The following is a 19,342-nucleotide window of genomic DNA, read 5'->3' on the forward strand; positions in this document are numbered from 1 at the left end:
TGTCCGCGTCCTGCCGGGGCTTTCCGGTGGCGGTGCTCACGCGGCGGCCTCCGCACCGAGCTGGGACTCGACGATCTCGACGTAGGTCGGGCAGGTCTCGAGCAGCTGCTCGTGCCGCCCGATGCCGACGACCGCCCCGTCGTCGAGCACGACGATCTGGTCCGCGTCCCGGATGGTCGACACCCGCTGGGCGACGATCACCACCGTCGCGTCCGCGGTGACCGGCCGCAGCGCCGCCCGGAGCCGGGCGTCCGTGGTCAGGTCGAGCGCGGAGAACGAGTCGTCGAACAGGTAGATCTCGGGGTCGCGGACCAGGGCCCGAGCGATGGCCAGGCGCTGCCGCTGACCGCCCGAGACGTTCGTGCCGCCCTGGGAGATCGGCGAGTCGAGGCCTTGCTCCCTGGCGCGCACGAACTCCTCGCCCTGGGCGATCCGCAGCGCGGCCCACAGCTCGTCGTCGGTCGCGTCCGGGTTGCCGTAGCGCAGGTTGCTCGCGACGGTCCCGGAGAACAGGTAGGGCCGCTGCGGGACGAGGCCGATCCGCCGCCAGAGCTCCTCGGGTTCGAGCTCCCGGACGTCGACGCCGTCGACGGAGACGGAGCCGCCGGTGGCGTCGAACAGCCGGGGCACCATCGAGACCAGCGTGGTCTTGCCCGCTCCGGTGCTGCCGATGATCGCCGTGGTCTGCCCGGGCAGTGCCGTGAGGCTGACGTCGCGCAGGACGGGTGCGGCCGCGCCGGGGTACCGGAAGGTGGCGTGGTCGAAGACGAGCCGGCCCTCCCGGCTGCGTGGCGTGACGGGGGCGGACGGCGGCGACACGGACGACTCGGTGTCCAGGACCTCGGCGATCCGCTCCGCGCAGACCGCGGCGCGCGGGATCATGATCGCCATGAAGGTCGCCATCATGACCGCCATCAGGATCTGCAGCAGGTAGGCCAGGAACGCGGTGAGGGCCCCGATCTGCATCTGGCCCGCCTCGATGCGCGCCGCGCCGAACCACAGCACGGCCACACTGGACGCATTGAGCACGAGCATGACGATCGGGAAGATCAGCGCCTGCAGCCGCCCGGCGGCCGTCGCGACCTCGGTGACCTCGGTGTTCGCGACGCCGAAGCGCGCGGTCTCGACGGGCTCCCGGACGAAGGCGCGGACCACCCGGATCCCGGTGATCTGCTCGCGCAGGATCCGGTTCACCGCGTCGATCCGGACCTGCATGAGCCGGAACTTCGGGACCATCCGTGCGATCACCAGGCCGATCGCGATCGCCAGCACCGGCACGCTCACCGCCACCAGCCAGGACAGCCCGATGTCCTCCTGCAGCGCCATGATCACGCCGCCGACGCACATGATCGGCGCGGCGACGAGCATCGTGGCGGACATCAGCACGAGCATCTGGACCTGCTGGACGTCGTTCGTGGTGCGGGTGATCAGCGACGGCGCGCCGAACCGGTTGACCTCACGCGCGGAGAACTCGCCGACCCGGTGGAACACCGCGGCCCGGACGTCCCGGCCGAAGCCCATGCCCGTCCGGGAGCCGAAGTAGACGGCGACGATCGAGCAGAGGATCTGCACGAGCGTCACCAGCAGCATCCAGCCGCCGGTGCTCAGGATGTAACCGGTGTCCCCCTTGGCGATGCCCTGGTCGATGATGTCGGCGTTGAGGCTGGGCAGGTAGAGCGCGGCCATCGTCCCCACCAGCTGCAGGGCGACGACCGCCAGCAACGCTCGGGAGTAGGGCCGCAGGTACTCCCGCAGCAGGCGGATCAGCATGGGTGGACCTCGGTCGCGGTGTCGTCGGGGCGGTGACTGGGTTCGGGGGTGTCCGGTCCCACGAGGTCGACGACGGCGGCGCGGAACCGGTCGTTGAGCGCGGCCGGCGACGGGCGCCCGCACCCGGGGTGGTGCTCGTCCTCCGGGGGCGGGCCGTGGATGCCCATCGCGTGGAGCAGCCCCATCACGCCGCGCAACCGGGCGGCGAGGATCTCCACCGCGGCCTCGAGCCGCTCCCGGAGCGGGAGGGACCGGTCGATCCGTCGATCGCGCGCAGCGTGCTCGCGCGCCGCTCCTCCGGCGCCGTCCGGCCCGCGCGCTGCCTCCCGGTTGCCGCCGTCACGCGACGGGACGCTAGATGAGTGCGCGCTCATCAACAAACGATTTCCGCGCAGGGCGAATCCACACCGGACGTACCGGACGGCCCAGGGGCCGTCCCCCGTGTCGTGTCCACGGTGGAACGGCCCCTGTGCGGCCTCTCCGGTCAGCGCGTGAGCGTCAGCCCCTCGTACCCCCGCTCCGCGACCGCGTCGCAGGCGGCGAAGTAGTTGTTCGCCCCGCCGAACCACACGTTCACCACCGGCTTCTTCCCCGGGATGTTCGCGCCGGTGAACCAGGAGTGGACCTTCGCCCCCTGGGTCAGCAAGGTCCCGCTGACGACCTCCTGCACCTGCCGGTCCCAGTCCGCCTCGGCCTCGGCGGTCGCCTCGACGACCTCGACCCCGCTCTTGCGGGCGTGATCGAGGGCGTTGCCGATCCACTCGACGTTCTTCTCGATGCAGACCGGGATGTTGGCGAACGGGCTGCCCGGGCCGCTGATCGTGAACAGGTTGGGGAAGTCGTGGACCGTGAGTCCGAGGTAGGTCGACGGGCCGTCCGCCCACTTCTCCTTGAGCGTGAGCCCGTCCCGGCCACGGATGTCGATGCTGGTCAGCGCCCCGGTGACCGCGTCGAAGCCGGTGGCCAGGATGAGCACGTCGAACTCGTAGGTGGCGTCCGCGGTGCGCAGCCCGGTCGGGGTGATCTCCTGGATCGGTGCCTTGCTGATGTCCACGAGCGACACCGTGTCCCGGTTGTAGGCCTCGTAGTAGTCGTGCCCGGCCGGAGGCCGCTTGCCCGCGTACGGGTAGCCCCGCGGCGAGAGCAGCTCGGCGGTCTCCGGGTCGTGCACGATCCCCCGGATCTTGGAGCGGATGAACTCCGCTGCGGACTCGTTGGCCGCCTCGTCGAGGATGATGTCGTCGAAGGTCTCGAAGAGGAACCGGAAGCCGCCCGAGGCCCAGCCCTCCTCGTAGATCCGCTGCCGCTCCTCCTCGCTGAACTCCGCGGTCGGGCCGTGGCCCGGGTCGAAGGGCATGGCGAAGGAGTGGTTGCGGGCCTTGGCGAGGATCTCGTAGTGCCGGGCCTTGAGGTCCGCGATCTCGTCCGGCTCCATCGGCCGGTTCTGCGCCGGGACCACGTAGTTCGGTGTGCGCTGGAAGACCGTGAGCTGCGCGGCCTGCTCCGCGATGATCGGGATCGCCTGCACGCCGGTGGCACCGGTCCCGATGATCCCGACCCGCTTGCCGGTGAGATCGACGCCCTCGGCGGGCCACCGGCACGTCAGGTAGGTGTCGCCGGCGAAGGAGTCCAGCCCCCGGAAGTCCGGGATGTGCGGGGCGGTGAGCAGGCCCAGGCCGGTGATCACGAACCGCGAGCGGACCCGCTCACCGGTGTCGGTGGCCACCTCCCAGGTGTTCGAGGACTCGTCGAACGTCGCCGAGGTGACCCGGGTGCCGAAGCGGATGTCCTTGCGGAGGTCGAACTTGTCCGCGACGAAGTCCAGGTAGCGCAGCATCTCCGGCTGTCCGGGGTAGCGCTCGGACCAGCTCCACTCCTCGACCAGCTCCTTGCTGAAGGAGAGGCAGTAGTAGTAGCACTCGCTGTCCGTGCGGGCGCCGGGGTAGCGGTTCCAGTACCAGGTGCCGCCGACGCCGTCACCGGCCTCGTAGACGCGCGCGTCGAACCCGGACTCGCGGACGCGGTGGAGCATGGCCAGGCCGGCGAACCCGGCGCCGATCACGACGACGTCGAGGTCGGTCTGCACAGCTGTGGACATCGGTGTCCTCTCTGGAGGTGACGGGGTCAGGAAAGGCCGAGACGCGGGCGGACCCAGGCCGCCATCGCGGCGATCGTCGCGTCGGCCTCGGGCGCGCGGCCCGCGGAGAACGTGTAGACGTGCTGCATCTCGGGGACGATCTCGAGCGTCGCGTCCACCCCGGCGGTGCGGGCCTTCTCGTGGAAGCGCTCGGCGTTGTCCTGCAGGGTCTCGTGGCCGCCCGCGCAGGCGTACATGGGCGGCAGCCCGGTCGGGTCCGCGTAGAGCGGGTTGGCGTGCGGATGGGTCGGGTCGCCGCTCTCGCCCAGGAACATGCCCGCCATGCCCTCGAGGATCGGCCGGCTGACCAGGGCATCGGTGTGGGCGTTGCTCTCCAGGGTCTTGCCGAGGTGCTCCATGTCCAGCCAAGGGGACATCGGCAGGATCGCGGCCGGGAGCGGGTCGCCGTCGTCGCGGAGCTTGAGGACGGTGCTGATCGCGAGGTTGCCGCCGGCCGAGTCGCCGGTCGTCACGATGTGGCCGGGCTCGATGCCCTGGCCCAGCAGCCAGCGGTAGGCCGTGACGGCGTCCTCCAGCTGGGCCGGGAAGGGGTGCTCCGGGGCCAGCCGGTAGTCGAGCACCAGGGCGCGGGCGCCGACGGCCTTCGCCAGGTGCCCGGCCAGCTTGCGGTGCGTCGCGATCGAGCCGACGACGAAGCCGCCGCCGTGGGTGAACAGCAGCACCCGGTCGGCGGCCGCCTCCAGCGGGATGCACCAGAGGGCGGGGACGCCGCCGGCGTCGACCTCCTCGTACGTCACCCCGGTCGGCTCGGCCGTCGGCCGGTGCCACTCCTCGAAGAGATCCCGGAGGGTGGCCACGTCCATGTCGGGCGCGGCCGCCATGCGGTCGGCCCAGCTCTGATAGATCGTCCGCAGCTCGTCGGACCCGGTGCTCGCCATGGGCGGAAGGATGGGTGCGGGGACCAGCGGAAACTGTCCGACAACGCAACACCACACGAACGACGTCAGGTCTGTAGCGTTCTGGGACAGTGAGACACCGGTCACGGTGATTCACTCGGTCCTCGGGGCTCGCAGCGACGCGGGGGTGGTACCGGATGACGGTCGGCGAACGCGAGGGCGCGCTGCGGAACGCGCGTGAGACCTTCCTGTCCGAGGACGGCCGCACCGATCCGACGCTGCGGCCCGAGATCGTCTCCTCCTGGCGGCGCTCCCGCATGCTGGGCGTGGCGCCGAGCGGCGCCGACGTGCCCTACGAGCCGGTCCTCGGGGGCGCGAACAGGCTGCTCACCGCCGCGGCGAACCCCGTCCTGGACTGGCTCGCGGACCACCTCAGCGGCGGCACCGCCGTCATCCTCGCGGACGCGGACGCCCGCATCCTGGACCGGCGCACGGACGGCCGGACGGTCGCGCGGCACCTGGACAGGGTGCTCGCCGTCCCCGGGTCCTGCTTCGGCGAGGAGCACATCGGGACGAACGGGATCGGCAGCGTCCTCGAGTCCGCCGGGCCGGTGATGATCGCCGGGGCCGAGCACTACCGGGACAACCTGCAGGACTTCACCTGCGTGGGCGCGCCGTTGCGGCACCCGGTCAACCGGCGGGTGGTCGGGGTGCTGGACGTCTGCTGCCGCTACGACGACACGAGCGCGCTGATGAAGCCGCTGATGCTCGCCGCGTCGCGGGAGATCGAGTCCCGGATGTACGCCGAGTCGTCGCTGCGCGAGCGGATGCTGCTGGAGGAGTTCCTGCAGGTCTCGCGGCGGTCGTCGGCGGCGGTGGTGTCGTTGAACCAGGACTTCATCATCACCAACACCTCGGCGGCGAAGCTGCTGGACCCGGAGGACCACGCGCTGCTCTGGGACTGGGCGTCGACGGTGATGACCGGCCGCGGGGACTGCGCCGGCGAGGTCCGGCTCGGCCGCGACGTCGTGGTCCACGCGCGGGGGCGGACCGTCGGGGAGGACGGGGCCTCGGCCGCGGGGGTGCTGATCGAGATGCGCCGGCAGTCCGCGGGATCGCCGCACCGGCGGCCGGCGCGGCCCACCTCGGCGTCGCACGATCTGCTGCCCGGGCGGAGCGCCGTGTGGCAACGAGCCTGCCAGGACCTCGCCGTCGCAGGCCGGTCCGGCCTCGACGTCCTGGTCACCGGCGAGCCGGGCACCGGCAAGATGCACGCCGCCCGGCACGTCGGAGACCCCGACGCGACGACGGTCATGGACGCCGCACTCGCCGATCCGGGGTGGCTGGACCGGGTCGGGCGGCGGCTGGGCCTGCCCGGCACGCTCGTCCTGCGACACCTCGATCTCACGCCCGACGCCGCATGCGCGGCGCTCGCCGCCCTGCTCGACGCCCGGCAGGGCCTGCCCGCCCGGATCGTCGCGACGGCCGTGCAGCCGGTCGGCGACACCCCGGCGGTCCGGCTGCTGGACCGCTTCCCGGCCCGGGTCGCCCTGCCGCCGCTGCGGAACCGGCCGGAGGACCTCGCGGACATCGCGCCGGTCCTGATCCGCGGGCGCACCGGGCCCGGGCCGCTGCCACGGCTGCAGGCCGCGACGCTGCAGGCGTTGATGGCGCTGGGCTGGCCGGGCAACGTCCGCGAGCTCGACGCCGTCCTGAGCGCCGCGCTGCTGCGTGCCATGGGATCGGACGTCGCGCTGACGCACCTGCCGCCGGAGTACCGGCAGACCGCGCCGCGGCGCGCGATGCCGTCACTGAAGCGGGCCGAGCGGGAGACCATCCTGGAGGCGCTGACGGACGCGGCGGGGAACAAGCTCGTCGCGGCGGAGAGGCTGGGGATCGCGCGGTCGACGCTGTACCGGAAGATGCGGGCGCTGGGGATCGACGAGAAGCGCTGGGGTGCGTAGTCGGCTGCTCGGCTAGACCTGTTCGGTCCGGCCCGTGTGCGCACGGCCGCGGGACCGACTCCCGCCCGGACGAGTGGCCGACGTCGCCGTCTCGACGGGCAGCGGCGCCCGCATGGCCGGAATGCCGATCGCTGTGGCCGGCTGTCGCGAGTCCGCGGCGCCCGCGACACCGGACTCGCCCTCCGCGACGCGGGCCTCGCCTCCTGCGACGCCAGGCCGCGACCGTGCCCTGCGCGCGATCAGCACCGCGGCACCCGGCAGCGTCCCGATCAGGGTCAGTACCCCGTACACGACCGCTGCCCCGACTCCCTGTTCCGCCCCCAGACCGACCGCCCCGAACGTGAGCGCCGCGACCGCCTCCCGCGGTCCCCACCCACCGACGTTGAGCGGCAGGCCCATGACGAACAGCGCCAGGACCACCAGCGGGAGCAGCTGCAGCGTCGGCGCCGTCGAGCCCACCGCGCGGGCGGAGACCAGGAACAGCGCGACGTACCCGGCCAGCGCGACCAGCGACAGCAGGGCGACCCCGGGCCAGGCGTCGCGGGCCAGCAGGCCGCGGCGGGCCCCCGTCCGGAACTCGCGCAGAGCCGTCCGGAGCCGCGCCGCGCGGCGGGCGCGGCGCACCCACAGCCCGCCGGTGAGCAGCAGCGGGGCCGCGACGACGAGGGCGGGCACGAGGCCGCCGGCCAGGGGCGAGAGCACCGCCGGCTGCGTGAGCAGCACCGCCGCCCCCACGAGGAACAGCACGACCTGGCCCGCGACCCGCTCCAGCACCACGGCCCGGACCCCGGCGCCGACGTCGCCGCTCTCCCGGCCGTGGGTCACCGCGCGGTTGACGTCACCGAGGACGCCCGCGGGCAGCACCGTGTTCAGGATCAGTGCCTGGTAGCAGTCGGCGACGGCGGTACGGAGCGACAGCGGCAGGCCGAGCCTGCGGGCGACGAGGCGCCACCGGCATGCGCTGGCCACGGTGGTCACCAGCCCGATGGCGAGGGCCGCGACCACCGACAAGGGGTCGACGGCGCGCAGGCCGTCGAGGAACGCGTCGGTGCCGAGCTCCACCCGAGGATGCCGAGGATCGCGACCGCGACGACGGTCCGGAGCCGGGGCCGGAACCGGGAGGAGGCGCGGGGGTCGTGCGCGGTGGACGGGGCCGGGACGACGTCGTCCGCGCGCCGCAGGCGCATCAGCATCACAGCACCCCCTCGAGCAGCCGGACCGTCGAGTCCCACGTGGGAACGGTCGGCCTGCGTTCCCGGGCCGCGGCGCGCAGGCCGTCCCGGAGGTCGTCGTCGCAGAGCCAGCGGCGCAGGCCGTCGGCCAGGTGCTCGTGCGGGACCAGCAGGCCCGGAACCGCACCGGAGGAGGTGCGGCCGACGGCCTCCCGGATGCCGTCGAGCGCCGTGGCGAGCACCGGGATCCCGCGCGCCAGCGCCTCGACTGCGACCATCCCGAAGGACTCGGCGCGCGAGGGCATGACCAGCAGGTCCGCGGCCGCGAAGGCCGCGGCGAGCTCGTCACCCGTCCGCGGGCCGGTCAGCTCGACCCGCCCGTGCAGGCCATGGGCGGTGATCGCCTCCCGTACGGAGGTGACGTAGGCCGGGTCGCGGAGGAGCGGCCCGACGACGGTGCAGCTCCAGCCCAGGTGCGCGACCTCCCCCAGGGCCTCGACCAGCAGGTCCTGGCCCTTCGTCGCGGTCAGCGAGCCGACGCACAGCAACCCGGTCACGCCGTCCGTGCCGGGCGCGAGCGGAGCCGGGTCGGCGCCGGGGACGACGACGTGCACCCGCTCCGCCGGGAGCCCGTGGTGCTCCACCAGCCGCCGCGCCGTCCATGCACTCGTCGCGACGACGGCGGCCGCGGCGTGCAGGGTCTCCCGCTCCCGCGCGTCGAGCTCGGGCGCGGCGCCGCGCTCGTCGCCCAGCGGGAGGTGCACGAGGACGACCAGCCGCAGCCGGGTGGACTCCGCGACGATCACGTCCGGGACCCCGCACGCCACCAGCCCGTCGAGCAGGACGACTCCCCTGTCCGGTACCGCCGCCAGCTCCCGGCGCAGCGCGCCCCGGCTCGCCCGCGACGGGAGGGGCCAGCTCCCGGGTACGGCGATCTCGTGCACCGGACGCCCCTGCGCGAGGCCGGAGCACACGCGCCGGTCGTAGAGATTGCCGCCGCTGGGCAACGCGGGGTCGTCGACGTTCCCCGGCAGGACGACGTGCACGGGCCGCATCGTCACGGCAGTGCTCGCACCGATGCTCACAGCGGCCGCTCGTAGCTCGCCGACGCGACGTGGGACTCGTGCAGCGTCACCGCGATCTCGGCGATCCCCCGGGCCCCCTCGCCGAGCGCGCCCGCGTGGATCCGGTCCGCGAGCCGGTCCGCGACGACCTTCGCCAGGAACTCCGTGGACGTGTTGATCCCGGCGAAGTCCGGCTCGTCGTCCAGGTTGCGGTAGCTGAGCGCGCCCACCACGGCGCCGAGCTCGGTGGTGGCCAGGCCGATGTCCACGACGATGTTGTCCGCGTCCAGGTCCGGGCGGCGGAACGTGGCGTCGACGACGAAGGTCGCGCCGTGCAGCCGCTGCGCCGGTCCGAAGACCTCGCCGCGGAAGCTGTGGGCCACCATCATGTGGTCGCGGACGGTGATGCTGAACAACGCAGGCCTCCCGGGATGGCGGAACGGCCCGTCAGCCGTCCCCGTAGCTGACACGGTGCAGGAGCCCCGACGGTTCACCGCCGAGCAGGATCGGCATCACGTGGGGCAGCTCGTCGAAAGTGGAACCCCCCGTGACCAGGGCGTCGTACCGCGGATCGGCGAGCAGCCGGAGCGCCAGGGCGAGCCGGTCGGCGAACGTGCGGCGGGCGCGCCGGGCCGGGGACACCATGCCGACCTGGCTGCTGCGGACGGTCAGGCGGCGCGAGTGGAAGTGCTCCCCGAGCGGCAGCGCGACCGTCCGGTCCCCGTACCAGCTCATCTCCAGCACCTCGCCCTCCGGCGCGAGCAGCTCCAGCGCCCGGACGAGCCCCGCCTCCGACGCGCTGGTGTGCACGACGAGATCGCACTCCCCCACGGCGTCGGCCGGCGACGCGAACCCGACGCCCAACGCGTCCGCGACCGCGGCCCGCGCCGGCTCCGTGTCCACCAGCTGCACGTCGACGCCCGGGAACCCGGCGAGCACGGCGGCGACGCTGCATCCGACCATCCCCGCCCCGACGACCGCGATCCGGTCCCCGACCAGCGGCGCGGCGTCCCACAGCGCGTTGACGGCCGTCTCCACGGTCCCGGCCAGCACCGCGCGGCCGGCCGGGACGTCGGCGGGCAGCGGGGTCACCGCGCTCGCCGGCACGACGTAGCGGGTCTGGTGCGGGTAGAGGCAGAACACGCTCCGGCCCAGCAGCGCGGGCGGTCCCTGCTCGACGACGCCGACGTTGAGGTAGCCGTACTTCACCGGGGCCGGGAAGTCGCCCTCCTGGAAGGGCGCCCGCATCGTCCCGCGCTGGTTCGCCGGGACACCGCCGCGGAAGACCAGCGCCTCCGTCCCCCGGCTCACGCCCGAGAACAGGGTCCGGACCAGCACCTCGTCGTCCGCGGGCGCGGGCAGCTCGACGGAGCGGATCTCGCACTCACCGGGCGCGCGCAGCCACAGCGCTCGGGCGGTGGGCTCCACGCGGTCTCCTGACTCGTCGGGGGCGGACCGACGGCCGGTCCGCCCGCGCCGGAGCCTAGGCCGGACGGAGACTCAGGACCGCCAGGCGCCCCGCGCGTAGTTCGGCGGGTACGGCGCGTCCTTCGCGGGGACGCCCAGCTCGTGCGCGGCGCGCAGCGGCCAGGCCGGCTCCCGCAGCGCGACCCGGGCGAGCAGGACGACGTCCGCGTCCCCGTCGTCGAGGATGCCCTGGGCCTGCGCCGGATCCGTGATCAGCCCGACGGCACCGGTCGCCACCCCCGCTTTCGTGCGCACGTCGCGCGCGAACGGCACCTGGTAGCCGGGGCCCACCGGGATCTGCTGCCGGGCGTCCAACCCGCCCGAGCTGACGTCGACGAGGTCGACGCCGTGCGCGGCCAGCAGCCCGGACACCTCCACGGTCTCCTCCGCCGTCCAGCCGCCCTCGACCCAGTCCGTGGCCGAGAGCCGGACCAGCAGCGGCTTGTCCTCGGGCCAGACCGCGCGGACGGCGTCCACGACCTCGAGCAGCAGCCGCACCCGGTTCTCGAACGATCCGCCGTAGGCGTCCGTCCGCCGGTTCGCCAGCGGGGACAGGAACTGGTGGAGCAGGTAACCATGGGCGCCGTGGATCTCGACGACGTCGAACCCCGCCGACTCCGCCCGCCGGGCCGCCGCCACGAACGCGTCGACGACCTCGCCGATCTCCTCGACGGTCAGCTCGTGCGGCACCGCGAGGCCCTGGTACGCCACCGCCGACGGCCCGGACGCGCCCCAGCCGCCGTCCGCCTCCGGGACGGAGCCCTCGCCGCGCCAGGGCGAGAACTCCGAGGCCTTGCGCCCGGCGTGCGCCAGCTGAGTTCCGGCGACCGCGCCGTGGGCGTGCAGGAAGTCCACGATCCGGGACCAGGCGGCGGCCTGCTCGTCGGTCCAGATCCCGACGTCCTGCGGGCTGATCCGGCCCTCGGCCGTGACGGCTGAGGCCTCGGTCATCACCAGCCCGAACCCGCCGGTCGCGCGGGCACCGAGGTGCACGAGATGCCAGTCCGTGGGGACCCCGTCCCGCGCCTCGACCGCGTACTGGCACATCGGGGCGAGCCAGATCCGGTTGCGGACGGTGAGCCCGCGGAGGGTGATGGGGTCGAACAGGGACGGCATGAGTACTCCTTCGATCGTGATCTCTCCTGAGGTCAGCCGTCGACCACCCGCACCGCATTCCCGCTGTGCTGTTCTTCACCGGCGATCACGAGGACCGGCCGCACCGCCGGACAGGACCACCCGTGCCACCTGCCGCCGGCCCCGAAACAGTCAGTGTTGACCCTCACGGGGTGGCTGCCCCACGATCGACGCGTCGTCGGTGCTCAACGAGGAGGCAACCGTGTACCCCGGTCATTTCGCCGCGCTCACCCCGGACAAGCCCGCGGTCATCATGTCCGACACCGGTGAGCAGCTCACCTACGCGGAGCTCGACGAACGCTCCGCCCGGCTCGCGCGGGTGCTGCACGACGCCGGCCTGCGCCCCGGCGACGACGTCGCCCTGCTCGCCGAGAACACCCCGCGCACCTTCGAGGTCTTCTGGGCGGCGATCCGCAGCGGGCTCTACATCACCGCGATCAACCGGCACCTCAACCCCGCCGAGATCGCCTACATCCTCTCCGACTGCGGCGCGAAGGCCCTCGTGGTGTCGCAGAGGATGGGCGCGGTCGCGACGGACCTGGCCGCGGAGACGCCCGGGATCGCGGTGCGGCTGGCCTTCGGCGGTGCGGTGGACGGCCACCAGGACTACGAGGCGGCGCTCGCCGCCGTCTCCGCCGAACCGCTGCCGGATCAGCCCCGCGGCAGGGACATGCTCTACTCCTCCGGCACCACGGGGCGGCCGAAGGGCATCAAGGCGCCGCTGTCCGGCATGCAGGTCGACGAGTCGCCGGACCCGCTGCTCGCGGTGTTCGGGCCGGTCTACGGCCTCGACGCGGACACCGTGTACCTCTCTCCCGCGCCCCTCTATCACTCCGCGCCGCTGCGCTTCGGCGGCATGGTGCACTCCGTCGGCGGCACCGTCGTCGTCATGCCGAGGTTCGACGCCGCGGCCGCGCTGGCCGCGATCGAGCGCCACCGCGTGACGCACAGCCAGTGGGTGCCGACGATGTTCGTCCGGATGCTCAAGCTCCCCGAGGAGCGGCGGACGGCCCACGACCTGTCCTCGCACCGCGTCGCCGTGCACGCGGCAGCGCCGTGCCCGGTGGAGGTCAAGCAGCAGATGATCGACTGGTGGGGGCCGATCCTGCACGAGTACTACGGGGCCACCGAGGCGGTCGGCCTGACCCTGATCGACTCCCCCGCGTGGCTGCGCAAGCCGGGCTCGGTCGGCACGGCCCTGCTCGGCGTGCTCCGCATCTGCGACGACGCCGGCGACGAGGTCCCCCAGGGCGACGTCGGGCTCGTCTACTTCGAACGCGAGGCCCTGCCGTTCGCCTACCACAACGACCCGGAGAAGACCCGGCAGGCGCAGAACCCGAAGCACCCGAACTGGGGGACGACGGGCGACATGGGCTACGTCGACTCCGACGGCTTCCTCTTCCTCACCGACCGCAAGGCCTTCATGATCATCTCGGGCGGGGTCAACATCTACCCGCAGGAGATCGAGGACGCGCTGACGCTGCACCCGTCGGTCCTGGACCTGGCGGTGATCGGCCTCCCGGACGAGGAGATGGGCGAGCAGGTCAAGGCCGTCGTCCAGCCCGCACCCGGGGTGACGGCGGGGCCCGAGCTCGAGCGCGAGCTGATGGACTTCCTCCGTGCCCGGATCGCGCACTACAAGGTCCCGCGCAGCATCGACTTCGTCTCCGAGCTTCCCCGCACCGAGACCGGCAAGCTGCAGAAGCACAAGCTGCGGGCCGCCTACGCCGAGGCAGCCGGGGCCCCCGTCTGAACGGGCCGACCGGGGGGCGACCCCGTCGCCTGGTTGGATCAGGTCGTTCCCGTCAGCTGAAGGAGGACCCGGTGCAGGTCGACGCGGTCGCGGAGTTCTCCGCGAACCCCCTGGAGGTCGAGGCGGCGGCGCTCGCCGCGGAGGCCGACGGCTACGCCGGCATCACGGTGCCGGAGACCCAGCACGACGCGTTGCTCGCGCTGTCCCTCGCCGCCCGCGCCACCGAGCGGATCACGCTGCAGACCGGCATCGCCGTCGCGTTCTCCCGCAATCCGATGACGCTGGCGATGCAGGCCAACGACGTGCAGCTGGTCTCCGGCGGCCGACTCGAGCTGGGCCTCGGCTCGCAGGTCAAGGCGCACATCGAGCGCCGGTTCGGCATGCCGTGGAGCAGGCCCGCGGCGCGGATGGAGGAGTTCGTCTCCGCGGTCCGGGCGATCTGGAAGTGCTGGGAGACCGGCGAGCGGCTGCGCTTCGAGGGCGAGTTCTACACGCACACGCTGATGACGGAGTTCTTCGACCCCGGCCCCAACCCGCACGGCAACCCGCCGATCCTGCTGGCGGCGGTCGGCGAGCGGATGACCGAGGTCGCCGGCCGGGTGTCCGACGGGCTGCTCGCGCACGCCCTCACCACCGAGTCCTACCTCCGCGAGGTCACCTTCCCCGCGCTCACCCGGGCCCGCGGCGGCTCGCTCGACGGGTTCGCTGTCACCCTGCCCGTCTTCTCCGTCCTGGGCGTGGACCCGCAGGCGCGGGCGAAGGCCGAGGCAGGCGTGCGGCGGCAGATCGCGTTCTACGGCTCCACCCCCGCCTACCGCCCGGTCCTGGACCACCACGGCTGGGGCGCGCTCGCCGAGAAGCTCAACCGGCTCTCCCGCCAGCAGGCCTGGGACGAGATGGCCACGGCGATCGACGACGACGTGCTCGCCGCCTTCGCACTCGCCGGCACGCCGGCGGAGCTCGCCGCTCGGATCGAGGAGCGCTACGGGGACCTGGCGGACCGGGTATCCCTCTACACCCCGTACGACGTGGACCCGGAGCTGCTCACGGCCACCGCCAAGCACCTGCGCGGGTAGCCCGGGTCTCCTCGGCGCGAGCCGCAGATCACTCCCGGTAGCCGAGCGGGACATATCGGGACAAGCTTGGCGGATGCCTCTCGGACACAGGACCTTCCTCCGCCGCGCCCTGCGCCGGCCGGACCTGATGGGCGCCCCGGCCCCCACCGGCGCCGCCCTCGCCGCCGAGATCGCCGCTGTCGTGCCCGACGTGGGCACGCCGACGGTCGTCGAGCTGGGGGCCGGCACCGGCGCCCTGTCCGACGCGATCCACGCCCGGCTCGCCCCGGGCTCGCGGTACGTCGCGGTCGAGGTCGACGCGGAGTTCGTCGCCTACCTGCACCGGACCCGGCCGTGGCTGGAGGTGCTGCACGGAGACGCCGCCGACCTCACCACGCTGCTCGCCGAGGCCGGGGTCGGCACCGTCGACGCGATCATCTCGTCGCTGCCGTGGACGCTCCTGCCGCCGACGCAGCGCCACAGCATGCTCACCGCCGCCGCCGGAACGCTCGGGCGGGACGGCGTGTTCGCCACGATCATCACGCTGACGGCGATCCCGGACCGGGTCCGGGACCTCGTGCGGTGCATGGAGGACAGGTTCATCCACGTCGAGGCGACGGCCCCGGTCTGGCGGAACCTCCCCCCGGCCCGGCTCTACGTCTGCCGCGGCCCCCGGCATGCCGCGCTCCGCGCGGACGAAGCCTCCTAGGGCCGGTCTCCCAGGACAGGATCTCTGGGGCCGGCGGCGGTCCCGCTCCCGCGCGCCGTCGCCGGTCCACGGGGGCGGCGCCGTGGACGGCCCGGACCGGCGGGAGCAGCACGAACGGCAGGTCGTGCGGGCGGCCCACCGTCCGTCCCGGAAAGGTGTTCTCCTGATCGCCGAGAGGGAGGGGATCGCGGATGACGACCGGTCCCGCCGGCGGCGCGCACGGGGGGCTGCACCGCGGCCTCGCGCTGCTCGTCGCGGGCGCGTTCTTCATGGAGATCCTGGACGGCACCGTGATCGCGCCGGCGGCCCCGCACATCGCCGAGGACCTCGGGATCGCGCCGGTCGCGGTCAACGTGGCGATCACCGCGTACGTGCTGACCCTGGCCGTGCTCATCCCGATCAGCGGATGGCTCACGGACCGCTTCGGTGCCCGGCTGGTCTTCACGAGCGCCGTCGGGGTCTTCACCCTCGCCTCGCTGGGCTGCGCGCTGGCGGTGAACCTGCCGATGCTCGTCGGCACGCGGGTGCTGCAGGGGGTCGGCGGGGCGATGATGGTGCCGGTCGGACGGCTCGTCGTGCTGCGGACGACGACGAAGGCGGACCTGGTCAGGGCGATCGCCTACCTGACCTGGCCGGCCCTCGTCGCCCCGGTGCTGGCCCCCGCGCTGGGTGGCGTGCTGAGCACGTACGCGTCCTGGCGGTGGATCTTCGTCCTCAACATCCCGCTGGGCCTCGCCGCGCTGGTGCTCTCCCGCCGGCTCGTCCCGGACGTCCGCGGCGACGGCCCGGCCGGGCTGGACCGGCGTGGGTTCGCGCTCACGGCGGTCGGGGTTGCGGCGCTCGTCGTCGGGCTGGAGAAGATCGGGGCGGCCACGCCGGACCCGGCGGTCGTCGCCGTCTCGCTGGTGGTCGCCGTGACCAGCCTGGGCGCGGCCGTGGTGTATCTGCTGCGGACCCCCCGGCCGTTGCTGGACCTGCGGATCCTGCGGGTCGCGACCTTCCGGGTGACGGCGCTGGGCGGCTCGGTGTTCCGCGCCGTCATCACCGCGATCCCGTTCCTGCTGCCGCTGTTCCTCCAGCTCGGGTTCGGCTGGAACGCCGCGGAGGCCGGTCTGGTGGTGATCGCACTGTTCGTGGGCAACGTCGGCATCAAGCCCGCGACGACGCCGTTGATGCGCCTGTTCGGCATCCGCACGGTGATGCTCGGCGCCGTGCTGGCGTCCGCGGCGTGCCTGGTGGGGATCGCGTTCGTGCAGGCCACGACCCCGCTGCCGCTGCTCCTCGGCCTGCTCCTGCTCAGCGGGATCGTCCGGTCGGTCGGCTTCACCGCCTACAACAGCGTCGCGTTCTCCGACGTCGACCAGCCCCGGATGAACAGTGCCAACACCCTGATGTCCACGCTGCAGGAGCTCGGCGCGGGCCTCGGCGTGGCGGTGGGAGCGCTGCTGGTGCGGGTCGGCGAGGGGCTGACCGACGGCGGCGCGGACCGGCCGTTCCGGGTCGCGTTCGTGCTGCTCGCCGTCCTCCTGCTGGTGCCGGCGGTCGAGGGGCTGCTGCTGGCGCGTACGGCCGGGGATGAGGTGACGGGCCGCGCGTGAGGCCGCTCTACTGCGCGGCCGTGCGGTGCGCCCGGAAGAACTGCCACATGATCGTCGACGCCCGCGGGCCGGCCGGGTCCGAGAACGACGCGTCCGGGCGACCGCCGGACCAGGCGTGCCCGAGACCGTCGACCTTCCAGTACTCCAGGACCCGGCGGCTGCCGGAGTACCAGCGCCGGCGGGTGTAGCGGCGCCCGGCGGTCCGGCCGGTGTCCGTCCGGGTACGGCCGGGTGCGGCGGTCCGGTGGTCCAGCCACTGCTCGACGACCCGGTCCCCGTTCACCGGCCGGACCACATGGTCCGACGCCCCCTGCACGACCACGACCGGCGCGATGGACCCCTCCACGTCCGGGACCCGGCCGTGCCCGGCCATGGCGGTCAGCGCTCCCCCGCCACCCCGCGCCGACCGGTAGGGCGGGGCGGAGTGCACCCCGGCGGCGGCGAACACGTCCGGGTAGGTCGCCGCCAGGATCAGCGCCATCGCGCCGCCCGCGGAGATGCCGGCGACGTAGACCCTGCTCGGGTCGACGTTCCAGCGACGGGGTTCGGCGCAGACATCCCGGACGATCGTCGCGAGCAGGGCGGGCTCGCCGCCGCCCCGGCGCTGGTGGGCGGACTCGTACCAGCGCCAGCACCGCTGTGCCTGGTGCCAGCGCTCCTGCTGCGGGACGGCGAGCGCGAACCCGTTGCGGTCCGCGACCGTGGTGAACCGGGTCGAGTCCGCGAACCCGGACGGGGTCTGGGTGCACCCGTGCAGCAGCAGGACCATCGGGATGCGGCGCCGCCGGGGCACGCCCGCGGGCAGGTAGACGTCGTAGGAACGTCCGGATCGCAGGCCGCGGATCCACCGGCCGGTCCTGGGGGAACGCCGGCCCGGGGCGGTGACCGCAGGCAGCCGCGGACGGGTCGGCAGGACCCGTGCCCGCTCGGCCGGTAGCCGAGGGGCGCGTGACCGGGTCGGCACCGGGGCCCGCGGCCCCCGAACCTTCGGCAGCGCGAACCACGGCAGGGCCGGGAGCCGGGCGCCCGGCAGGGACCACCGGGCCGGACGCGGTCGACGCGGCATGGTTCCCTTCGGACGGTGCGGCCGGTGCCGGCCACGCGAGCACCGACCAGCGTAGGCGGGACCCGGGCCGCACCCGGGTCGGCCTCGTCACGGTGTGTCGAGGAAGGATTCACCCGGACGAAACCTCGCCCACCGAAGGACGAGAGGCAATTGCCGGAAACGGCCTACGTCATTTCCGCACTCGGCGGAACTCTTCCCGCCGAGGCTGCACGAACGGCCGAGGAATCAGCGCCGGTGCGACCCGGCAGCCCGCCCGGACCCGATCGCCCTTGCGCGGCGCGCCGGCCACGCCCTGTTGGAACGGCACGGGAGCCACCAGGGCGGCGACGCCGCCGCGGAGCGCGGAGTACGCGTGTGACGTGGCCCGGAGTCCGAAATCCGACCGATCCCCGGCATGCGTTCGCGACGAATTGCGCGTTCGCCGCGGTGACCGGGCCGGCGGTCACGAGCGGACGAGCGTCACCACCCGCACGAGGGCCGGCGTGCTCGGCGTCGACCCGAAGCCGAAGCGCACCGGCGGGTGCACCGGGGCGAGCCCGCCCTGGTCCACGCCCTCCCAGCGGACGTCCGCGACGACGATCCGGTGCAGGTCCAGCGCCGCGTAGAACTCCTCGCGGCCGTTGCCGGCACTCCCCCGGGTCCGGACCCCGGGCAGGACCCGGCGCGCGACGAGGTCGATCGCGGAGATCCACCACGGGGCGGTGGCGAGCGAGCGGGGCACCGCGCGGAGCAGCACACCGAGCGGCGGGCGCCCGCCGACGTGGAACGTCAGCTGCAGCGGGCCCGCGGACACCCGGAGCCGGTCGCCGTCGATCTCGTGGTCGACGGGGGTGAGCACCACCTCGTCGAACGTGTACGTGCCGGAGACGAAGTCCGCCACCACGGCGTCGGGGGCCAGCAGCATCCGGTGCCCGTCCGGGCGCTCGGCCATGACGTCGGTGAACGCCCCCAGCGGCGACGTCGGCCAGTGCCCGACCACCACCCGCAGCCCGGCTGCCGTGCCGAGGCCCGCGATCGTGCCGTCGAACCGGTCCGTGGCCGTCGCCGATCTCGTCATCCGCGCGGGTACCCGCCGGGGCCCCCGCATGAACCGCCGGGCACGCCACGATCACCGCGCTGCTGGGTCTGCGTGAGGCACCGGAGGTCCTGGATCCGGAGCGACTGCCGCTCTGACCTGCCGGGGTTTTCCCGGTCGGCCGCGGGGGGATCCCACCGCGACCGACCCGCTCCCACCGAAGGACTCCGAACCATGGACACCGACCACGCCCGCTCCCTGCTCGAGGACGAGCTGCGCCGGCTCGACGAGCAGGTCGAGTTCAGTGAGGAGTCGCTCCAGGAGGTCGTCGGCCAGGACGACCGCTCCGCTGTGGGCCTCGACATCGGGGACCGCGGCTCCCATCTGGCCCAGACCATGGAGGAGGACCTGCAGGAGGACACGTCGCACGTCCAGCGCGACAGGGTGCTCGCCGCGATCGAGCGACTGGAGAGCGGCACCTACGGCCGGTGCGAGGTCTGCGGCCGGGAGATCGACGACGAGCGGCTGGAGACCCGCCCCGAGGCGAGCCGCTGCCGCGAGCACGCCTGACCCTCGTGGCC

General features: G+C 73.7%; 17 protein-coding genes. 6 read left to right on the forward strand and 11 right to left on the reverse strand.

Annotation, left to right across the window (positions count from 1 at the left end; translation table 11 throughout):
• Window positions 1-36: 36 nt before the first annotated feature.
• The 4 genes from WBK50_RS17750 to WBK50_RS17765 form a co-directional block, all read right to left on the reverse strand.
• Entirely contained in the window at window positions 37-1,770 is a 1,734-nt protein-coding gene (locus tag WBK50_RS17750; protein WP_341336691.1) for an ABC transporter ATP-binding protein, read from the reverse strand.
• Window positions 1,764-2,144: a hypothetical protein gene (locus tag WBK50_RS17755; RefSeq protein ID WP_341336692.1), complete on the reverse strand. Its 381-nt coding sequence runs from the start codon at window positions 2,142-2,144 to the stop codon at window positions 1,764-1,766. The genes WBK50_RS17750 and WBK50_RS17755 overlap by 7 nt, the downstream gene beginning before the upstream one ends.
• Window positions 2,145-2,254: 110 nt before the next feature.
• Window positions 2,255-3,868 carry a flavin-containing monooxygenase gene (locus WBK50_RS17760; protein WP_341336693.1) on the reverse strand — a complete coding sequence of 538 codons (1,614 nt, stop codon included), beginning with the start codon at window positions 3,866-3,868 and terminating at the stop codon, window positions 2,255-2,257.
• 26 nt (window positions 3,869-3,894) lie between these two features.
• Complete coding sequence (locus WBK50_RS17765; RefSeq protein WP_341336694.1) at window positions 3,895-4,806, reverse strand: alpha/beta hydrolase; 912 nt, start codon at window positions 4,804-4,806, stop codon at window positions 3,895-3,897.
• Window positions 4,807-4,961: 155 nt separating this feature from the next.
• Between WBK50_RS17765 and WBK50_RS17770 the strand changes: the two genes are divergently transcribed.
• On the forward strand, window positions 4,962-6,728 hold the full coding sequence (locus WBK50_RS17770; protein WP_341336695.1) for a sigma-54-dependent Fis family transcriptional regulator: 1,767 nt from the start codon (window positions 4,962-4,964) through the stop codon (window positions 6,726-6,728).
• 12 nt (window positions 6,729-6,740) lie between these two features.
• Here WBK50_RS17770 and WBK50_RS17775 read toward each other — a convergent pair whose 3' ends face one another.
• From WBK50_RS17775 to WBK50_RS17795, 5 genes are all read right to left on the reverse strand, one after another.
• Entirely contained in the window at window positions 6,741-7,790 is a 1,050-nt protein-coding gene (locus WBK50_RS17775) for a lysylphosphatidylglycerol synthase transmembrane domain-containing protein (protein WP_341336696.1), read from the reverse strand.
• Window positions 7,791-7,920: 130 nt separating this feature from the next.
• Window positions 7,921-8,955, reverse strand: coding sequence for a glycosyltransferase family 4 protein (locus WBK50_RS17780; RefSeq protein WP_341339421.1), 1,035 nt, complete (start codon window positions 8,953-8,955; stop codon window positions 7,921-7,923).
• Between the two features lie 26 nt (window positions 8,956-8,981).
• Entirely contained in the window at window positions 8,982-9,380 is a 399-nt protein-coding gene (locus WBK50_RS17785; protein ID WP_341336697.1) for a 6-pyruvoyl trahydropterin synthase family protein, read from the reverse strand.
• 31 nt (window positions 9,381-9,411) lie between these two features.
• On the reverse strand, window positions 9,412-10,392 hold the full coding sequence (locus WBK50_RS17790; protein ID WP_341336698.1) for a zinc-dependent alcohol dehydrogenase: 981 nt from the start codon (window positions 10,390-10,392) through the stop codon (window positions 9,412-9,414).
• A 72-nt stretch (window positions 10,393-10,464) separates the two neighbouring features.
• Window positions 10,465-11,547, reverse strand: a complete 1,083-nt coding sequence (locus WBK50_RS17795; RefSeq protein ID WP_341336699.1) for an NADH:flavin oxidoreductase/NADH oxidase — start codon at window positions 11,545-11,547, stop codon at window positions 10,465-10,467.
• A gap of 220 nt (window positions 11,548-11,767) precedes the next feature.
• Here WBK50_RS17795 and WBK50_RS17800 point away from each other — a divergent pair, with 220 nt between their 5' ends.
• The 4 genes from WBK50_RS17800 to WBK50_RS17815 all read left to right on the forward strand — a co-directional run bounded on the left by WBK50_RS17800 (window position 11,768) and on the right by WBK50_RS17815 (window position 16,680).
• Window positions 11,768-13,318, forward strand: a complete 1,551-nt coding sequence (locus tag WBK50_RS17800) for an acyl-CoA synthetase (protein ID WP_341336700.1) — start codon at window positions 11,768-11,770, stop codon at window positions 13,316-13,318.
• 71 nt (window positions 13,319-13,389) lie between these two features.
• Window positions 13,390-14,394 carry a TIGR03617 family F420-dependent LLM class oxidoreductase gene (locus WBK50_RS17805; RefSeq protein WP_341336701.1) on the forward strand — a complete coding sequence of 335 codons (1,005 nt, stop codon included), beginning with the start codon at window positions 13,390-13,392 and terminating at the stop codon, window positions 14,392-14,394.
• Window positions 14,395-14,467: 73 nt separating this feature from the next.
• Complete coding sequence (locus WBK50_RS17810) at window positions 14,468-15,082, forward strand: class I SAM-dependent methyltransferase (protein ID WP_341336702.1); 615 nt, start codon at window positions 14,468-14,470, stop codon at window positions 15,080-15,082.
• Between the two features lie 191 nt (window positions 15,083-15,273).
• A complete protein-coding gene (locus WBK50_RS17815; protein WP_341336703.1) occupies window positions 15,274-16,680 on the forward strand; it encodes an MFS transporter in 1,407 nt (468 codons plus the stop codon).
• A 7-nt stretch (window positions 16,681-16,687) separates the two neighbouring features.
• On the opposite strand, the gene WBK50_RS17820 is transcribed toward WBK50_RS17815, so the two are convergent.
• Together WBK50_RS17820 and WBK50_RS17825 are read right to left on the reverse strand one after the other, a co-directional pair.
• Window positions 16,688-17,746 (reverse strand): extracellular catalytic domain type 1 short-chain-length polyhydroxyalkanoate depolymerase, encoded by a 1,059-nt coding sequence (locus WBK50_RS17820; protein ID WP_341336704.1) that lies wholly within the window; start codon window positions 17,744-17,746, stop codon window positions 16,688-16,690.
• A gap of 442 nt (window positions 17,747-18,188) precedes the next feature.
• Window positions 18,189-18,803 carry a hypothetical protein gene (locus tag WBK50_RS17825; protein ID WP_341336705.1) on the reverse strand — a complete coding sequence of 205 codons (615 nt, stop codon included), beginning with the start codon at window positions 18,801-18,803 and terminating at the stop codon, window positions 18,189-18,191.
• 192 nt (window positions 18,804-18,995) lie between these two features.
• On the opposite strand from WBK50_RS17825, the gene WBK50_RS17830 reads away from it, so the two are divergent.
• Window positions 18,996-19,331, forward strand: coding sequence for a TraR/DksA family transcriptional regulator (locus WBK50_RS17830; protein ID WP_341336706.1), 336 nt, complete (start codon window positions 18,996-18,998; stop codon window positions 19,329-19,331).
• Window positions 19,332-19,342 lie beyond the last annotated feature (11 nt).

The sequence above is a fragment of the Pseudonocardia sp. T1-2H genome (genome assembly GCF_038039215.1).
Lineage (GTDB): Bacteria > Actinomycetota > Actinomycetes > Mycobacteriales > Pseudonocardiaceae > Pseudonocardia.